This window comes from Rhodococcus globerulus (genome assembly GCF_019334125.1).
In the GTDB taxonomy this organism is placed as follows: Bacteria; Actinomycetota; Actinomycetes; order Mycobacteriales; family Mycobacteriaceae; genus Rhodococcus_F; species Rhodococcus_F globerula.
This window is the reverse complement of the sequence record NZ_CP079698.1, coordinates 2,021,808-2,040,007: the sequence shown is the minus strand read 5'-3', so window position 1 is coordinate 2,040,007 and position 18,200 is coordinate 2,021,808. Positions and strand designations below refer to the sequence as shown.

Below are 18,200 nucleotides of genomic sequence, written 5' to 3'. Positions count from 1 at the left end.
GCAGCTACTGGCGGCTGCCGTCGATATCGACCCAGGCGCCGTCGCCATCCGCTTCGACGGTCGTTCCGTCACCTACGCCGAGCTGGATGCCGCGTCGTCGCAGCTGGCGCGTCTCCTCATTGCTCACGGAGTGGGACCGGAAGATCGGGTAGCGATCTCCATCCCACGCTCCGTCGAGTCGGTGTGCGCACTGTGGGCCGTCGCGAAGACCGGGGCCGCATTTGTACCGGTTGATCCCAACTACCCGGCCGACCGCGCCTTGCACATGCTTGTCGATTCCGGCGTCTCGATCGGCTTGACGGTAGGCGCTGTCGCCGACGGACTGCCGGCGAGTCTTCAGTGGTGGGAACTCGACAACGCCGAGTTCCTGGCAAAGGCGGCCGAACTTCCTGCCGAACCGGTGTCGTACACCGAACGTGTCGGAACTTTGCGTGCGGAGCATCCCGCCTACGTGATCTACACCTCGGGTTCGACCGGTCGACCCAAGGGCGTTGTCGTCACGCATGGAGGCATTGCGAACCTGTGTGCCGAGCAGATCGAGCGCTACGGTCTCACTTCTGCATCCCGAACCCTGCACTTTGCATCGCCCAGCTTCGATGCCTCCGTTCTGGAATTGCTCCTCGCATTCGGCACCGGTTCCACGATGGTGATCGCACGCCCCGATGTGTACGGCGGCGACGAGCTCGCCGAACTGCTCACCGAAGAAAAGATTACCCACGCGTTCATGACTCCTGCTGCACTGGGATCGCTCTCTGCGGAGGGTGATTTCGACACGCTCGACGTTGTTGTCGTGGGCGGCGAAGCATGTTCGCCCGCACTGGTGACTCAGTGGGCGCCCGGACGAAAATTCTTCAACGCGTACGGCCCCACCGAAACCACCGTCGTCGTGTCGATTGCCGAACTGACGGTCGACAGTCCGGTCACGATCGGCGGCCCGGTGCGCGGCGTCGGACTCTACGTTCTCGACTCCCGCCTGCAGCCGGTGGCGACCGGCACTGCCGGCGAATTGTATGTTTCCGGAACACATCTCGCCCGTGGGTACAACCAGCTTCCCGCGACAACCGCAGCAAGTTTTGTGGCAAACCCGTTCGCGGACACGGGCGAACGTCTGTACCGCACCGGCGACACCGTTCGCTGGATCAAGGCCGGCGACGACCAACGCAGTCTCGAATACCTCGGCCGCGGTGACTCTCAGGTCAAGATTCGCGGATTCCGCATCGAACTCGGTGAGATCGACGCAGTTCTCGCCTCGGTGCCCGGCGTCGAATTTGTGGCGACACTTCCTCGGAGTGGGCCGACGGGTGAACCAGCATTGGTGTCGTATGTAAAGGCCGGAAACACGCTCGACGCTGAGGCATTGACAGTCCACGCACGCGGCGCACTGCCTCGGCACATGGTCCCGGCCGCAATGGTGATGCTCGAAGATATTCCGCTGACCCCGGTCGGCAAGCTCGACGTCGACGCATTGCCGGCGCCCACATTCGAATCGCGCTCGTACCAAGCGCCATCCACGCCTGCCCAGAAGCTTGTGGCCGACGCGATTGCCGATCTGCTCGGCCTCGAACAGGTCGGCGCTTCGGATGATTTCTTCGAATTGGGTGGCAACTCCCTGATCGCCGCCAAGCTGGCCGGTCGTCTGGGCGCAGCGTTCGATACCCGCGTTCAGGTGAAGACTCTGTTCGAAGCGTCTACCGTCGAAGCGCTCGCCGCTCGCATCGAAGCCGAGACGGAAACGATCGGGCATGTGGCCTTGGCGCCGATGGTTCGTCCTGATCGTGTGCCATTGTCTCTTGCGCAACAGCGTATGTGGTTCCTGAGTCGGTTCGACGCGGAATCTGCTGTGAACAATATTCCGATCGTTTTGCGACTGTCCGGTGAACTGGACGTGAGTGCGCTTGCGCGCGCTGTTGAGGATGTTGTCGCTCGGCACGAGGTGCTGCGGACTGTGTATCCGGAGTTCGGTGGTATCGGCTATCAGGACGTTCTCGAAGTATCCACGGCAGATATCGATCTGGATCCTCGGGATCTCAACGAGTCGGAGTTGCTTGCAGCTTTGGCGCCGCTGGTGACCGTTGGGTTCGACGTTTCCGTTGCCGTCCCACTTCGGGTTCGCCTGTTCCGTACCAGCCCAAGTGAATTCGTTCTCGCAATGGTGGTTCACCATATCTCTGCCGACGGTGTTTCGGTGGGTCCTCTGGTGCGTGATGTTGCATTGGCCTATCTTGCCCGGGCGCAGGGCGGCGCGCCGGCGTGGTCGCCGCTTGCGGTGCAATACGCAGATTTTGCGTTGTGGCAGCATGAGGTTTTGGGGGTCGATTCTGATCCGGCGTCGTTGATGTCGGAGCAATTGCGTTATTGGAGTGAGAATCTCGCGGGGTTGCCGGAGAAGATCGATCTGCCGTTCGATCGGAAGCGCCCGGCGGTTGCGTCGACGCGTGGCGCGGTGCATCGTTTCGATATCGACGGTGAGTTGCACAGGGCTCTGGAGCAATTGGCGTTGGATCGTGGTGTTTCGCTGTTCATGGTTGTGCATGCGGCCCTTGCGGTGCTGCTTGCGCGGATGGCGTCGACTGACGACGTGGTTATCGGTTCGCCGATTTCCGGTCGGGGGGAACCTGCGCTCGATGATCTGATCGGGATGTTTGTCAATACGCTGGTGTTGCGTACGCCGGTGACGTCGAACGTATCGTTTGCCGATCTTCTCGATCAGGTTCGTGAAAACGATTTGGGTGCATTTGCCAACGCGGACTTGCCTTTCGAGCGTTTGGTGGAGGTTCTCGATCCGGCCCGTTCGCAGGCGCATCATCCGTTGTTCCAGGTTGCGTTGTTCTTCCAGAACATGGCAGGTGACGCTCTGGAGTTGCCTGACCTGCGAGTCTCGGAGTTCGATGCGGGAATCGATATCGCAAAATTCGACCTTCAGTTGACGGCATCGCCGGTTGAAGGCGAGGCCGGCGTCGGTGCCGGCATGGTGATGTCGTGGCTCTACGCCACAGATCTTTTCGACGCCGCTACTGTTGGCGGGCTAGCCGAGCGCCTGACCACCATTCTCCGTGCGATGGTCACGAATCCGGGAACTGCTGTCGGTGACGTGGAACTGTTGTCCACCAAGGAAATACAGAACATCATCGAAGACTTCAACGACACGTCTCGTCCGGTTGTGGGTGGGTTGTTGTTGGATGGTTTTGATTCTGTGGTGGGGGTTTCTTCGGGTTCGCGTGCGGTGGTGTGTGGGGATGTGGTGCTCTCGTATGGGGAGTTCGATGAGAGGGTTAATAGGTTTGCGCGTTATTTGATCGGTTTGGGTGTTGGGCCGGAGTCGTTGGTGGGGTTGGCTGTTCGGCGGTCTGTGGATTTGTTGGTTGGGTTGTATGCGATTGTGCGTGCGGGTGGGGCGTGGGTGCCGTTGGATCCTGATGCTCCGTCCTCGCGTAATGAGTATGTGTTGGATTCGGCTGATCCGGTGTGTGTGGTGTCGACGGAGCGTGATGGTTTCACGGCGTCGGGTCGTCGGGTTGTGTGTGTCGATGTTGTTGATGTGTCTGGTTTTTCGGGTGCGCGGGTTTCTGATGTGGATCGTCTTTCGCCGTTGCGGGCGTCGAATACGGCGTATGTGATTTTCACGTCGGGGTCGACGGGTCGGCCGAAGGGTGTGGCGGTGTCGCATGCGGCGATTGTGAATCAGCTCGAGTTCATGCAGGGCGAGTATGTTTTGTCGGCTGCGGATGTGTATTTGCAGAAGACGGCGACGACGTTCGATGTGTCGTTGTGGGGTTTTTTCATGCCGTTGCGGGTGGGTGCGGTGTTGGTGTTGGCGTCGGCTGATGGTCATCGGGATCCGGGGTATTTGGCGTCGGTGATTGACGAGCAGGGTGTGTCGGTGACGGATTTTGTTCCGACGATGTTGTCGACGTTTTCGTCGTTGGTGGATCCGGGGTTGTTGGGTTCGTTGCGTGATGTGTTGGTCATTGGTGAGGCGTTGCCGGTGGAGGCGGTGCGTGAGTTCGGGTTGGTGTCGTCGGCGCGGTTGCATAATTTGTATGGTCCGACTGAGGCTGCGGTGTCGTTTACGTTTGCGGATGTGACGGGTGCTGGGTCGGGGTCGGTGGTGTCGATTGGTGTGCCGGAGTGGAATTGCCGGGTGTTTGTGTTGGATTCGCGTTTGCGGCCGGTTGCGGTGGGTGTTGCGGGTGAGTTGTATTTGTCGGGTGTGCAGTTGGCTCGGGGGTATGTGGGTCGTCCGGATTTGAGTGCGGATCGGTTTGTGGCGTCGCCGTTCGGTGTGGGTGGGGAGCGGATGTATCGGACGGGTGACCTTGTGAGGTGGTCGTCTGAGGGGGATCTGGAGTACATCGGTCGTACTGATTTTCAGGTGAAGTTTCGTGGTCAGCGGATCGAGTTGGGGGAGATCGAGGCGGCGTTGGTGTCGCATGGGTCGGTGTTGTCGGCTGCGGTGGTGGTGCGTGGGTCGGTGATGGGTGATCAGTTGGTGGGGTATGTGGTGCCGGCGGTGGGGTCGGTTGTGGATGTGTCGGTGTTGCGGGGGTTTGTGGGGGAGCGGGTTCCGGGTTATATGGTTCCGGCTGCTGTGGTGGTGTTGGATGCGTTCCCACTTAATTCGTCGGGGAAGTTGGATCGGGCGTTGTTGCCGGAGCCGGTGTTCGAGGCTCGGGTGTTTCGGGCTCCGGTGTCGTCGGTGGAGTTGGTGGTGGCGTCGGCGTTTGTGGGTGTGTTGGGTGTTGATCGGGTGGGGTTGGATGATGATTTCTTCGAGTTGGGTGGCAACTCCCTCATCGCGATGAAGTTGGCGTCCGAACTGAGTGCATCTGTTGGTGCCGACGTCCCCGTGCGCACGCTGTTCGGTGCATCGACAGTTGAATCCCTCTCCGCTCGAATCGAAGACACGCTTTGTGGCAGCGCGGCGTCGTCGAATCAGGCACTCGATGTTCTATTGCCGATCCGGGAAGCTGGATCGTCCGTACCGGTATTCTTCATCCACCCGATGAGCGGGCTGGCATGGAAGGCCTCCGGCCTGGTACCTCACCTCGACGCGCAGACGCCGCTCTACGGTCTGCAGGCACCGGTGATGGCGGAACCGTGGTCTCTGCCCACGTCGGTCGACGCATTGGCCGAACGCTACGTTCGCGAGATGTTGAGTGTGAATCCGAGCGGCCCGTTCCACATCGTCGGCTACTCGCTCGGCGGGTTCATCGGACACGCGTGTGCAGTTCTATTGCGCTCGAAGGGGTTCGACGTGAAGCTGGCAATGATCGATCCTCGCGGCACTACCGAAGTCGGGGAGAACCAGGCCCGGGACAACGTCTCCGAACTGGCCGCGGGATGGGGGGTCGACGTCGGGGACACCCTGGATCTCAGTGCGTTGGGTCGGGAAGAGATCCTCGCTCTCGGTCGGTCACTCGATTCCCTGTCGTTCCTCTCCGACGATCAACTCGGGTCTCTGTACGATTTTGCGATCTCAGCGGCCTCGATGATCGACGGATACGAGCCGAGCGTCTTCGACGGTGACGCTGTACTTCTCAGCGCCACCGTGGGAGTCGGTTCGACAATCGAACTTGCCGAGGCCTGGAAGCCCTATGTCAACGGAACTTTGACTGAGACAACAGTCGAGAGTTCGCATCACTCGATGATGGAAACCGATCAGCTCGAGCTGATCGGTCCACGATTGGCGGCGTTCTTCAGGAGTTGATCGGAGCGTTAAGAGGACGTCGGCACAAATCTGAACGAGAAGCCGACGTTCTGCGTGTTTGTCGGGTCAGGTCCCGGGCCAGGTTGGGCAATAACCGACGTCGGTATCTGCCTGGCATTTTGGGTCAGAGGTGGCGCTTCCTGCCAAAAAGGCTGGGCAGCTTGGAGTTCCAGCGCAATCTGAATGAGACCGGCTTCGTCCCACATGCGACCACCGAGTTGGACTCCGAACGGAAGTCCGGTCTCCTTCGACCTTCCGGCCGGCGTCGTGACAACCGGAGCGCCTGTGTAGTTGGCCCAGGCGACGTCGGCGGTGACTCCGTCGAACAGTGCGATGCCCGCGACCTCAGAACGCTTACTGCCGTCCACACTGGCGCCTGGTACGAGAATGGCGTCGAGATTCTGCTCGGAGAGCATGCGGTTGTAGTCGTGTTGGTAGCGAAGCCTGTTGTGCGCCAACGTCATGTAGTCGGCGACTGGAACCGCCATCGATGCAAGGGCCTGCCCGACGAAGAGTGCTCGCTCCGGTTTGTACAGTCCGATCCGGTCGGAGAACTGCTGGTGATAATGGCCGGCCTCGGCCATATCTCCGGTCAGTAGTCCTGTCGGATAGGTCGGCATCGTCACGTCGACTAGGGTGCCCCCGAGTGCGACGACGGTGTCCGTGAACGCGGCGAACAGTGTGCCCAACGACGCCGGCAATTTGTCGACACCTTTACGGGGGATGCCGAATCGGCGGCCGGCGAGCGGTGACTGTCCACCCTGAGCTGCCAAAGGGTACCCGTCAGCCGGAACCGGGGGACCGGCAGACGTAGTTGGATCGTTGACGTCGACGCCGGCCATGTAACTGAGCAGCAAGGACGCATCGGCCGCACTTCGGGCCATAGGGCCGGTATGGTCACGCGTCCAGTTGAGGGGGATCGTTCCGTACGTGCTGCAACGTCCGAAAGTCGGCTTGACAGAGGTGATTCCCGTTGCGCTTGCCGGCAAGCGGAGCGATCCGCCAGTGTCGGTTCCAGTTGCCAGGGGACTGAAGCGGGCGGCCAGGACGGCAGCACTGCCGCCCGACGACCCACCCGGTGAGTACTCGGCATTCCAGGGGTTGCCCACTTGTGCCGTCGCCACACCGATGGCGAACTCGTCGCAGTGCGCGTGACCCATCAACACCATGCCCGCGTCACTCAGGCGGCGCCATACGGTCGAGTCACCCGCGGCGATGTTCCCTTCGAGGACGCGACTCGAGGCTGTGACCGGTAATCCCGATACCGCAAACATATCTTTCAGAGCGATCGGCAACCCACAGACCAGTGGTGGCGCTTCACCATCGCTCGTCCGCCCTGCGGTCGAGAGTCGTTGCGCTGCCTTCTCGGCGGCAGCGTACGCGACCTCCGGATAGATCCGGATCCATGAACCGATTCCACCGTCGTACTCGTGACTGCGTGTCAAGCACGCGTCGAGTAGCTCGCGTGGATGAAGGATGCCTTCCTGGAGCAGACTCGCGGCTTCGGTAGCGCTGAGCAGTGCAGGGTCGGTCGCGTCAATTGTGCTCGGAGCCGGCAATTGACTGTGTCGAGACGCCGAACGAATCGGCGTGGCTGCTGCAGGTTGTACGGCAGCGCCAACTGCAGTGGCACCGGCTACTCCGAGTGCCGTTGCGGCGCCGAGGAAACCACGTCGGGAAATGCCTGTGTTCACAAGAGTTGCCTTCGAAAGTGTTGCTGGGGATGATCAGGAGATTTTGTCAGGTCAGGTAAGCGGAACCGCATCTGACGACAAAGGCCACCTGCTCGGACACTCCACAACGGGAGTGTCGCGAGCAGGTGGCCTTCGAGGTGAATCAGAGGCAAATCAGATTCCGAGCGAACCGGCGATGAACGGCCACGACTTGTGGAGATCGTCCTGCCAGTAACCCCACGAGTGGGTGCCCGTCGGGCGGAAGTCGACCACGGCGGGAATGTTCAGCTCGTACAGGCGCTTGGCCATGTTGGAGGTGCACAGGTTGGTAGCAGCTTCGATGACGCCGCCGACGATGATCTGGTTCTCCAGGTTTGCGCGTCCGTCATTCATGCGAGGGTTGAGGCTCGTGTCGTTCGGGAAGCCGGGAAGACCGTTGCCGGTGCTCATGTAGATCGGAGTTCCGCGGAGCTTTTCGGCGTTGACCAGCGGATCGTGATCGCGCCAGCCCTGACCGTCGAGCGGACCCCACATGTTGGTGACGTCGTCGACTCCGCCGATCCATTCGGTGGTGATTCTGACGAACTGCTGGCCGAGCGGGTCACTGGTCTGAGCGCAGCCACTGTACGCGGCAACCGAGTTGTACAGTCCGGGGTGCTCGATGGCGAGGTTCAGAACAGACGTACCGGACATCGAGATCGCGGACAGTGCCTGTTCGCCGTTGCTGCCCAGTTCCTTGTTCAGGAGTGGAGGCAGTTCCTCGCCGAGGAAGGTCGACCACTTGTTGCGTCCGGCCTTCGGGTCGTCCTGCTCCCAATCCGTGTAATAGGAGAGGCGTCCGCCCACCGGCGTCGCGACATTGACGTTCTTGTCACTGAAGAAGTCGACGACGTCGGTCTGACGCTGCCAGGTCGCGGAGTCTTCGCCACCGCCTGCGCCGTTCAAGAGGTAGAGAATAGGACGTGGTTCGGAATTATCGGCCGGGGTGATGACCTGAATGGGCACCATCTTGTCCATCGACGCAGCGTAGACATTGACGACGAGTTGCCGATCATTGATCTTCTGCACGGACTTGACGTACGAACCGTTCGCGGCCACGTCGGATGCGGAATTGCCCGAGTTGTCGGGAGCGGCTTGTGCAATACCGGCGGTGAACAATGAGCAGGCGATTGCCAGAACTCCGACATGTGTGGCGCGACGCCAGGCTGGTTTCGTGTTTCGCGTCAAGACTTCTTACCTCTCGGTTGAAACGGTTCTCGGAAAAGCGGCGGTCTTTGCTTCCCGATTGGATATGTCGACCCGACCGTCGGATACGGTACGGGACGCCCCCGACTCGGTAGATCGATTTTCATTCAGGCGTTAGTCCGATGCAGCCCGACGGTATCCCTGAATTGCCGGATATATGAATATTGCGATCATTCCGAAGGACCAGGCAAATGTTTTGAGCACAGGTTCGAGAACTGGCCCACCAAGCGACATTCCTCGCATCGCTTCCACTGCTACCGACATCGGTTGTGCCGCGATCACCGGTTGCAACCAGACGGGATACGCCATTGTGGGGACAAAACCACTGTTGAAGAACATCAGCAGTGTGCAAACGATGGAGACGATCTCGACGAGTGGAAGATTGTCCGACACTGTAGCGAGAGCCGTCACCATCACGGCAAATCCGATACCGAAGACAATCGGCAGAAGGAGCATTCCGATCGCGGCAACTGGGCCTTGGTTGAATCGGAAACCCGCGATGAAACCGACTCCGATGATCACGATCGTCGTCACGAGGACACGGATGGCCTCGGCGATCATGCGCCCGACCAACCCCGACGCACGGTGGGCCGGCAGCGTCCAGAAGCGGCTGAGTAGTCCGCTGGTCTTCTCGGTCCGTAGCCCGACAGCACTGGCAATGGAACCGAACATCGCGCCGACCAGAATGATCAGCGGAACAGTTCCGTAGATACTCGGCTGACCGGTGGCCGCGCTGATCGAGTTTCCGAGGACAACTCGGAACATGATGAGCGTCAGAGCCGGGTACAACAACGCTTGGATAGCGGTGGATGGATCCCGCGCCCAACTGACGAGCAGCCGCCGAGCTTGAATCAGGCTGTGAGTCCACAGAGCCTTCGCGGAGTTTTCCGGTAACGCGGCGTTGGGTTCCGGAAAGTTCAGCGTGCGACCGCGTCGTGGCTCGCTCTGGTCGAGTTTGCTCCTGTCGGTACTTGTCATCATGCCCGCCTTGTACTTGCCCAGTAGGCAAGGGGAGCGCAGACGACCAGCAGTCCCAACGACCACATCACAACCGGGAACATCGTGTGCGACGTGACGCCGCCGTGCGCGAGATCGCGCATCGCGAAGGAGAATTGTGAGACTGGCTGATTGCGCACGAAGGGGCGGATCCACTCGGGAAAGCCCGTCTCAGGAGCGAACCCACACGAGAGCATGCCCAGGATCAGCTGGGGAAGGGTAAGGGCCTGGCTGGTTGCCTGCGGGCTCTTCGAGAGTGAGCCGATAGCGTCGGCGCCCAGTGACAAGCAGGTGCTGAACACCAAAGCCAAGCCGCAGAAGAGCGCTGCCTGGCCAAACCCTTCGGTGAATCGAAAACCGATCGCATGTCCGTAGACGAGTGCGGCCGTCAACGACACCACGGAACGGACGAATCCGCTGCTCATCCGGGACAGCAAGGGGACCGGTCCGTACACCGGCATGGTCTGCATGCGCGAGCTGAATCCGGTGATCTTCTCTTTTGCCGACATCTGCGCGGCCGAAATCGACGTGAAGGCCATCGCCTGCAACACGATGATCGGCATCAGGAACTGCGCGTAGTCGATGCCTTGGAGCTGCATCACGAACTTCAACGGCAGGTAGAAACCCACAGTGAAGATCAGTGGAGCGATGACGGCGATAACCAACTCGTAGCGTCGAACCATCGCCCGCAACGTGCGACCCGTGAGAACCCACCACTGCATGAGCGCCGACGGATTCGGGCGACGGTGACGTCCCACTCGCGTGGCAGCCGGAACCGAGATCTCACGGCGACCGGTCTTCTGCAGCGTCAGGTTCGGGGTTTGGTACTTGGTCGTAGTGGTCATGCAGGCTCACCGGCCTTGCCGGGTTCGGCAGCCTGAGGGCGTCCGGTCAACGAGAGGAAAACATCGTCGAGTGACGGGCGCCGCAGCGCGATGTCGGCAAGAGGAATTCTTGCGTGATCGAGGCGGCGCAATGCTTCGGCAAGCGTCGCGGAACCGCGCGGTGCCGGGATTGCGATCTTTCCGTTGTCCTTGGCGATATCGAAACGGAAGTCCGGCGGAAGTAGGTTGCCCAGAGCGTTGGCCGCGGGGCCGAGCAACTCGGCGGACAGTGGAACGATCTCGCAGAAGCTCGCTCCCGTACGGGCCTTGAGCTGATCTGCGGTTCCCTCGGCGATAACCGAGCCCTTGTCGATCACGATGATGTTGTCGCTGAGAAGGTCGGCTTCCTCGAGGTACTGCGTAGTCAGCAGAACCGTGATGCCTTGTTCCTTCAGCGTTTGAACGAGATTCCACACGCTCTGACGGCTGCGTGGATCCAATCCGGTGGTCGGTTCGTCGAGGAATACGACCTCGGGACGAACGACGAGCCCGCAGGCGATGTCGATGCGACGACGCATACCGCCCGAGTAGTTGGCCACCGTGCGAGCGCCGGCCTCGACCAGGTCGAACTCCTCCAGGAGGTCAGCGGCCCGCTGCTTCGCCGACGCACGATCCAGGCCCATCAACTGTGCAAACAGTTCGATGTTCTCGCGGCCGGTCAGTGCATTGTCGAGTGCCGCGAACTGCCCCGTCATCATGATCGAACGACGAACTTCCGGGGCATTTCGTACCGCGTCGTATCCGGCGATCATCGCGCGTCCGCTGTCGGGACGGATCAGGGTCGACAGCACCTTGACCGTGGTGGTCTTGCCTGCACCGTTGGGTCCGAGAATGCCGAGAACCGATCCTTTGGGGGCCTGGAAGTTGATACCGCGCAGAGCGTGGACATCTTTGAAGGACTTGTGAACGTCCTCCACGACTACAGCCGCGTCCGTGGGAAAGGGCATCAATTCTCCGCTGTCTACATGGATGTGGTGGGGCTACCTTGGGTGGCCTGGTTGTGCCGATCCGGCTTGTGGTGAGGCCGGAGGGCGCAGCCGCGGATGACCCACACGGATTGCGGGAACCTTGGTTGTCTATCTCCGAACGCACTGAGCATGTTACCGGAGGTGACACGTGCAACTTTGGCCTCAGACGGGGTGATTCGGTCGCTTTGCCTGGATAAGGCAAGCAAGCACGCAGTTGGGCCAGGACTAATTTGTGTGCCATCGCACACTCGGTTGCTCCGTGTCGGATACCTGACCGCATCGGTCGAATATCGTGCGTGGTGATAGCGTGCCGTCCATGGGCGTCCAGTTGTCGGTTGTTGTTCCGGTGTACAACGAAAAAGAATATCTTTCGGAATGCCTGGAATCCTTGTTGGAACAAGGCGACGATATTTCCGAGATAGTGGTTGTGGACAACAACTCGACCGACGGAACAGCTGAGATAATCAAAGAATTCGAACGGCGCTCGCCGAAGATTCGCTATTTAGTGGAAACTCGGCAAGGTGTTGTTTTTGCCCGAAATCTGGGATTCAATTCAGTGCAGGGAGAATTGATCGGCAGAGTGGATGCCGATACCCGGGTACTACCTGGCTGGGCTCGCGAAATACATGATCTGTTCACGGATCGGGAATTCGATGCCGTCACCGGATTCTCGTTGTTCTACGAATCGCCGTTCGCAACCGCGCAGCGCAACGCAGTTGCAAAGCAGGACAATCTCGGAAATCTCGGTGGCCTCAAAGATGCGCCTTCCCTGACCGGGTCGAATATGGCGATCAGAAAATCTGCTTGGCTGTCCGTGCAGGGATCGGTCAGTGATCGCAAGGATTTCCACGAAGACGTCGATCTGTCGTACTGCCTTCTCGGAAATGGCATGAAAATAGTCCAGAACCTTGCCATGCGAGCAGAAGTGTCCGGGCGCCGCGGGGAAACCGGTCCGATCGAGTTTCTGTCCTACAACAAAGCGTCGATCGCAACACTGAAACACCACGGCGCAATGAACCGTCGACTTCGCTTCATGATTTTCCGTAGTTCGATACTTCACACAGTTCTGTGGCCCGCATATCGCATGTACGACAAGAACACCGACGCAATGTCCGTGAAGCGACTGTTCTTCAGACCCGCCGCCCGTCAGATGCCGGTCGAGGCCTGAAGGAAGCTGATCCCTACGGTAGAGGGCGGTCGACACCGAGCGCGTCGTACAACTTTTTGATCCCACTGAAGTCCTGCACGAGTAAGCCGGATTCGGGAGAGTGCTCGACGTCGTCGATCATCCGGTGACCGCCGGCGATGCCCTCGGTATCCATGATCGCCCGCCACGCGCCGAAATCGTTGCCGGCAAATGCTGCCATCGCGTCAGCCGCGCCGTCGACGAACCGTCGACGCTCATCCGAGTCGAGAGTGTCGAACACCGACACGGCCAGAGCGTCGGCGATCGACGCATGACAAAGTTCGTCGCGATTGTGAAGTCGGACCGTCGCACGATTGACCGGCTGAATGTCCTCACCGTCGATGATCACGTCCAGGTACGAGCTGATCGAGATCTCGGCGACGGTCATATATGCCAGTGCGACCACTGCGTGGGAACGCTCATCGGAGCATTCCGACAGTGCTTGCGCGCGAGCACGCACAGTCAGAACGTCCGGGAGAGACTTCGTCGGCAGCGGCCATCCCCGTCCGCGACGGGTCGAGGAACTCGCGTTCAGATGCATCAGCGTGTGGTATTGCTCGTCGACCATGGCCTGATTGACAGCGACCGCGACGGAATCGGCGAACCCGACATCGAACGCGTCCACCGCGAGTAGCTCGAACCCGGGATTCACCACGCACCGCTCGATATCCATGACGTTCTTGTTGAAGGCAATCCAGGCCCACGCGCGGAGCCGTTCTTGCTGCTGCGGCGCGAGTGCCATGTACACAGGGTGCTGGGCAAACGGCAGCAACGAGTCCGGATAGTCAAGTTTTGTGTGGTCGAAGAGATCGTCCAGATCAGGTTCGGGCTTCTTGACGGCGGCGCGACGAGGCCAGTTCTCGGCAAGTCGGCGCACGATTGCGCTCTCGACGGGATCCTCGGCTTCGAAGCCGGGAAGCGCAGGTGGTGCCACTCGATTGTGCATTGGTCCCTCCTACTCTCGGTTGCGCTCGGCTTCGTGGGAGCCGAGGTCCTCGAAGAGCGTCGTGGCGACCTCGTTCAGTTCCTCCGACTGATTACCCAGCGCACCGGCCGCCGACGCTACGAGATCCGAAAAGTCGTCGAAATTTCCTGTTGCCGCCTCCAACCGGGCAGCCGCAGCAGTCAACGCTTTGCGCGCAGTCGCGGCATAGGGATTGCCCGATTGAACATCCCAGTACACCTCGGGCTCGCCCGTGACGATTCGGGCAAGCAATGCGGAGAGTGTTCGATGGGGCGGCGGTCCGACATCGAGGGCGAGCTCCGGTGCCACGTCGAGTTCCGTCAACGCCAGACCGAAAGCCAACACCGAAGCATGGGTCAGGGCCTGGGTGGCAGCGGCCAGCCGATCATGGCGGTCCGGATCCATGACAGGCGTCGACGCACCCCATGATCTGACCTCGTCGAGGAATTCGCGACACCGGGGGCCGTCGACGTAGGGAACCGCGATGACAGCACGGCCACGCGGGCCGAGGGAAGGCCGGAACATCGGGTTGAGTCCGAGGAATTCACCGGCGCGACCGGATTCCTCGACGGCAACGGCAATGCGGGATTTGACCGACAAGGTGTCGACGATCAGCGTGTCGGCGCGTGCGGCACGCGTCAGTGTCGGCAATGCTGCGAGTGCGGTTTGCTCGGCTACGGCCAGGACAATCAGTTCCGCCTGCGCGAGTGCGCCCCGTACCGGTCCGTCGGGGCAGGAGATGTCGCCGACGAGATCGCTGCCGCGCGTCCGGTCCAGAACCGTCACGGATCTGCCGTCGTCGCGCAGGAGATCGACGAACATGGATCCCACCGCGCCGGCGCCACCCACTACGATCACATCACCCTGCGCCGGCATCGTGGGCTACCTTCCTATGCCCTTCTGGTGGCTCGGAGCTACATCGAGTGCGCGGAGCATCGTCGACGCCTTGACGGTTGTCTCGTCGAATTCCTCCTCCGCGTCCGACAGCGCGGTGATAGCGCCGCCGATACCGAAGCTCACTCCGGAAGACGTCGAAACCAGGGAGCGGATAACGATCGACAGATCGGCAGCGCCGCCGAGCGCAAAGTACCCGATCGAGCCGGAATACACTCCGCGAGGACCTGATTCGAGTCGGTCGATGATTTCCATCGTGCGCACTTTGGGTGCGCCCGTCATCGATCCGCCGGGAAACGCCGCTCGAACGCAGTCGACCGCTGACGAGTCGCCGCGCAACATTCCGCGCACCGTCGAGACCATCTGGTGAACGGATGAATACGATTCGATCCCGAATAAACGTGGCACGTGGACGCTTCCCGGGACGCAGACTTTCGCCAGGTCGTTTCGGGTGAGATCAACGATCATCAGATTCTCTGCTCGGTCCTTCTCACTGTCGAGGAGGTCTTGCCGCAGTGCCGCGTCCCGCGCCCGAGTGACGCCACGGGGGCGAGTGCCTTTGATCGGTTTGCTCTCCACCTTGCCGTTGGAATCGACTCGTAGGAATCGTTCCGGTGACGCTGAGATGACCGCAATTCCGGTGAAATCGAGCAGTGCGCTGTAGGGAGTGGGGTTGATTGCGCGCAGATACTCGAATGTGCGCAGGGAATCGATTGCCCCGTCGACAGCGGCCATATTGGTCAGGCACACCTCGTACGATTCACCGACGCGGATCTGTTCGAGCGCGTCCTCGATCAACGACAGGTACCGAGCCCGGTCGTGACGCAAACGTGCTTGTGCCCAAACGGTTTCGCTGATCAGGGGCACCGGAATTCGCTCCTCGTCAGCGGCGCCGACTGCGGCAAGGACGTTGACGGCATGCGCGAGCCAATCGTCACGATCGTCTGCCTGCTGTGTTTCACGTACCGGGGTTTCACGTAGTCGCAATACATGGGTTCGGCCGGCGGTGTGATCGATGACAATCGCACGATCCGCGAAAACCATTGCCGCGTCGGGCGCCTCGGACGAGTGAGCACGGTGACCACCGGTCTGCGCCTTCAATTCGTATCCGAGGTAGCCGACATATCCGAGGTTGAAGTCCAGTTCCGGATCTGCGGGAATGTAGCGCGTCGCGAGTTGTCCGTCGAGATAGTCGAAAAACGGGACGTGAATGTGCTCGTCAGGCAGCCCCTTTCGCGTCACGGTGAGAACTCCGGCGTCTACGTCATAGGTGATGAACTCCGCCAACGGACCGGAAGAGTCGCCCATGATCGTGAACCGCGCATCGGGTTCCGACGTGGCTGCTCGATCGAGCCAGTACGGGTTTGGTCCGTCGGCAAAGAGAGCGGCGTATGCGGCGGACGGATCCACGGCAAAATCGAGCCGCACCTTGTCGACCTGGTACGACGACGCCGGCCGCAAACTTGGTGCCCGGGGAGTCGGATCCGGGCGCATCACGGACTCGAGAGTTCGGCCGACCGACAGATCGCGGAAGTTCGTGAGCAGTTCCACTCCGAATTCGGTGCTGATCGACTCGGGATGGAACTGAACTCCCCACATCGGCTTCGTCCGATGCCGCACTCCCATGATCACGCCATCCGGCGTCCATGCCGTCCGAACGAACTCGTCGGGAAGTTTCTCGACGGCCAGTGAGTGGTAGCGGACTGCACGGAACGGAGAGGGCAGGCCGGCAAATACTCCGGACCCGTCGTGGTCGACAAGAGAAATCCGCCCGTGCATGGGTGCCGGCGCGAGTACGACATCTGCGCCGAACAGCTGACACAGTCCTTGATGTCCGAGGCACACACCGAGTAGGGGGAGCGGACCTTCGTCGATGAACCTGCGGCTGATCCCGAAATCCCGTTCCCGATCCGGTCGACCCGGCCCGGGGGAGATCACCACGTTGTCGAACTCGGCGAGATCGAGGGATTCCCACTCGGCGTCGTTGGTCACCACAGTGGGCACGACGCCGTTGACCTTGGTCAAGAGGGTGAAAAGGTTGTACGTGAACGAGTCGTAATTGTCCACGAGGAGCGTGCGGGAACTCATCTCGTTAATCCTGATCTCGGGCCGACTGATTCCCTCACATTTTCCACGTTGGCTTCCGGCCCGTCGATCACCAGGTCCTCGAGGCGGCATGTTTCCGCGATCAGGAGCTCGTAAAGGGAGCTGAAGAACTCAGGTGACAGGTTGTGCTGGCGGGCGAATTGACGCGCGCGTTCCTGCACGACATGTACGCGAGACGGCTGCATCATCGGAACGTGACTGGTCCGCTTCCACTCGCCGATCTGCAGGCATAACAGGAGTCGTTCACGCACGGTCTCGAGCAGGGTGGCGTCGATGGCGTCGAGTTGGCGCCGGAATTTCTCCAGGTCGTCGCCGGGATTACGGTCGTGGGTCTGCGCGATCTCCCCGTGCGCGTCGGTGCCGGTCGAGTGCTGGAAGTCTGCCACGGTGCCTCCTGCTGCTGCGCTGTCGGAGGCGACGCCTACCCGTGACCGACGCGTTCAGCTGGCGCCGGCCACCGGTACCCCGACCGATCATCGCCGTTCGGGAAGGTGTTCCACCAATCCGGCGACTCGAAACCCTGGACATTCGTTCCTGCGAAGGCCACTTCTCGGTGTCGTGGACGACGTCGATGATCGTGAATCGTCCTGTTGCCCAAATATATTCGTACTAGTTGTTACTTCTTTGTCACCCAGGTGGTGATTTCGGCGCGGACGACTTCCTGGCCGGCGCGATCGACGATCGTGATCGGCACGACCAACTCGGTGCCGGCGGCGATGGCGCTGAAATCCGGCATGGGTGAAAGTTGTGCCACGGCGCGCAGGCTGGTTTCGGCCTTGGCCAGGTACTCGACGTTCATCGATTTCGGAATCCACCGGTGGGTGCCGGGAACGGTAGCTTCGCACAACATCCCCATTGCGACCTCGGCGAGGTTGCAGGCCGCTATCGCGTGGAAAGTGCCGAGATGGTTGTGTACGCCCCACCACTTCGGGGCGCGCACCTCGCACAGGCCTGGTTCCAAGGTTGTGACGCGGGGGAGAATGGACGCGAAGTAGGGAACGCGCACCGACATGGCAAGTGAGAAGACTGCCTGACCGAAGGTGTTGTCCGGAAGCTTCTGCCAGGCGCGATAGGTGGGAGTCGCGGTACTCGTACTCGAAGTCATGACACGATCTTACTTGGGAGTAAGATCGTTGTCGCCCACATCACGATCAGAACGTGAGCACCCGGAGTTGAGTAATTCGGACGCCTACGGCATACTAGTCGGGTTGCCTTGTCTGGGACTGGGTCGCTTGCGGCCAAGAGCAGTCAAGGGTGAAGACGTCACGAACAGCGTGTTGGGGTAACCCGCCGATGATCGTGGCCAAGTAAGACGAGATGTAAAGCAAGACGGAAGCAGTACCTACTTTGTGTTCGACTTCGAACACGTCCGGTACACATCACGCGCCAGATGGTCGAAAGATCATCGGCGCAGGATGAGTGAGAGAGCGACACGCCCGACCGCGTGTACCGGAGAACAATGACAAACGAACAGCGGCAGCGGATCTGGATGCGTCCCGATCGCTTAAGTGTTCGTCGTGTCATCGTCCAGGCAAGGACTGTGCAGACGAGGTAGCTCGAGCCTGACCAGGTGGGCT

At 60.6% G+C, this 18,200-nt stretch carries 11 protein-coding genes and 1 pseudogene; 2 read left to right on the top strand and 10 right to left on the bottom strand.

All coding sequences use genetic code 11. The annotated features are described in order from the left end of the window. Nucleotides 1-4 precede the first annotated feature (4 nt). Nucleotides 5-5,707, top strand: a pseudogene (locus KYT97_RS09370) (amino acid adenylation domain-containing protein); the annotation flags it as partial. An 8-nt stretch (nucleotides 5,708-5,715) separates the two neighbouring features. Here KYT97_RS09370 and KYT97_RS09365 read toward each other — a convergent pair. The 5 genes from KYT97_RS09365 to KYT97_RS09345 all read right to left on the bottom strand — a co-directional run bounded on the left by KYT97_RS09365 (nucleotide 5,716) and on the right by KYT97_RS09345 (nucleotide 11,452). Then, complete coding sequence (locus tag KYT97_RS09365) at nucleotides 5,716-7,401, bottom strand: amidase (RefSeq protein WP_092801692.1); 1,686 nt, start codon at nucleotides 7,399-7,401, stop codon at nucleotides 5,716-5,718. A gap of 153 nt (nucleotides 7,402-7,554) precedes the next feature. Further along, complete coding sequence (locus KYT97_RS09360) at nucleotides 7,555-8,607, bottom strand: alpha/beta hydrolase (RefSeq protein WP_045070840.1); 1,053 nt, start codon at nucleotides 8,605-8,607, stop codon at nucleotides 7,555-7,557. A 132-nt stretch (nucleotides 8,608-8,739) separates the two neighbouring features. Then, entirely contained in the window at nucleotides 8,740-9,603 is an 864-nt protein-coding gene (locus tag KYT97_RS09355) for an ABC transporter permease (protein WP_033231548.1), read from the bottom strand. Beyond that, nucleotides 9,603-10,466 (bottom strand): ABC transporter permease, encoded by an 864-nt coding sequence (locus KYT97_RS09350; protein ID WP_033231388.1) that lies wholly within the window; start codon nucleotides 10,464-10,466, stop codon nucleotides 9,603-9,605. Before KYT97_RS09350 ends, KYT97_RS09355 begins: the two co-directional genes overlap by 1 nt. Further along, nucleotides 10,463-11,452, bottom strand: coding sequence for a daunorubicin resistance protein DrrA family ABC transporter ATP-binding protein (locus KYT97_RS09345; protein WP_045070838.1), 990 nt, complete (start codon nucleotides 11,450-11,452; stop codon nucleotides 10,463-10,465). The genes KYT97_RS09350 and KYT97_RS09345 overlap by 4 nt, the downstream gene beginning before the upstream one ends. Before the next feature lie 337 nt (nucleotides 11,453-11,789). On the opposite strand from KYT97_RS09345, the gene KYT97_RS09340 reads away from it, so the two are divergent. Next, nucleotides 11,790-12,641, top strand: coding sequence for a glycosyltransferase family 2 protein (locus KYT97_RS09340; RefSeq protein ID WP_033231386.1), 852 nt, complete (start codon nucleotides 11,790-11,792; stop codon nucleotides 12,639-12,641). Between the two features lie 13 nt (nucleotides 12,642-12,654). Here the strand turns inward: KYT97_RS09340 and KYT97_RS09335 are convergent, their stop codons facing one another. From KYT97_RS09335 to KYT97_RS09315, 5 genes are all read right to left on the bottom strand, one after another. Then, nucleotides 12,655-13,605 carry a diiron oxygenase gene (locus KYT97_RS09335; RefSeq protein WP_095886661.1) on the bottom strand — a complete coding sequence of 317 codons (951 nt, stop codon included), beginning with the start codon at nucleotides 13,603-13,605 and terminating at the stop codon, nucleotides 12,655-12,657. 9 nt (nucleotides 13,606-13,614) lie between these two features. After that, nucleotides 13,615-14,499: a prephenate dehydrogenase dimerization domain-containing protein gene (locus KYT97_RS09330; RefSeq protein ID WP_033231384.1), complete on the bottom strand. Its 885-nt coding sequence runs from the start codon at nucleotides 14,497-14,499 to the stop codon at nucleotides 13,615-13,617. 6 nt (nucleotides 14,500-14,505) lie between these two features. Then, nucleotides 14,506-16,605, bottom strand: coding sequence for an aminodeoxychorismate synthase component I (gene pabB, locus KYT97_RS09325; protein WP_095886660.1), 2,100 nt, complete (start codon nucleotides 16,603-16,605; stop codon nucleotides 14,506-14,508). Further along, nucleotides 16,602-17,009: a chorismate mutase family protein gene (locus KYT97_RS09320; RefSeq protein WP_084703048.1), complete on the bottom strand. Its 408-nt coding sequence runs from the start codon at nucleotides 17,007-17,009 to the stop codon at nucleotides 16,602-16,604. Before KYT97_RS09320 ends, pabB begins: the two co-directional genes overlap by 4 nt. A gap of 230 nt (nucleotides 17,010-17,239) precedes the next feature. After that, on the bottom strand, nucleotides 17,240-17,728 hold the full coding sequence (locus KYT97_RS09315) for a hotdog fold domain-containing protein (RefSeq protein WP_095886658.1): 489 nt from the start codon (nucleotides 17,726-17,728) through the stop codon (nucleotides 17,240-17,242). Nucleotides 17,729-18,200 lie beyond the last annotated feature (472 nt).

What these genes read in the sequence shown, in the direction of transcription:
- KYT97_RS09355 (WP_033231548.1), bottom strand. Translation starts at nt 9,603, where the DNA reads ATGACAAGTACCGACAGGAGCAAACTCGACCAGAGCGAGCCACGACGC.
- KYT97_RS09350 (WP_033231388.1), bottom strand. Translation starts at nt 10,466, where the DNA reads ATGACCACTACGACCAAGTACCAAACCCCGAACCTGACGCTGCAGAAG.
- KYT97_RS09345 (WP_045070838.1), bottom strand. Translation starts at nt 11,452, where the DNA reads ATGCCCTTTCCCACGGACGCGGCTGTAGTCGTGGAGGACGTTCACAAG.
- KYT97_RS09340 (WP_033231386.1), top strand. Translation starts at nt 11,790, where the DNA reads ATGGGCGTCCAGTTGTCGGTTGTTGTTCCGGTGTACAACGAAAAAGAA.
- KYT97_RS09335 (WP_095886661.1), bottom strand. Translation starts at nt 13,605, where the DNA reads ATGCACAATCGAGTGGCACCACCTGCGCTTCCCGGCTTCGAAGCCGAG.
- KYT97_RS09330 (WP_033231384.1), bottom strand. Translation starts at nt 14,499, where the DNA reads ATGCCGGCGCAGGGTGATGTGATCGTAGTGGGTGGCGCCGGCGCGGTG.
- pabB (WP_095886660.1), bottom strand. Translation starts at nt 16,605, where the DNA reads ATGAGTTCCCGCACGCTCCTCGTGGACAATTACGACTCGTTCACGTAC.
- KYT97_RS09315 (WP_095886658.1), bottom strand. Translation starts at nt 17,728, where the DNA reads ATGACTTCGAGTACGAGTACCGCGACTCCCACCTATCGCGCCTGGCAG.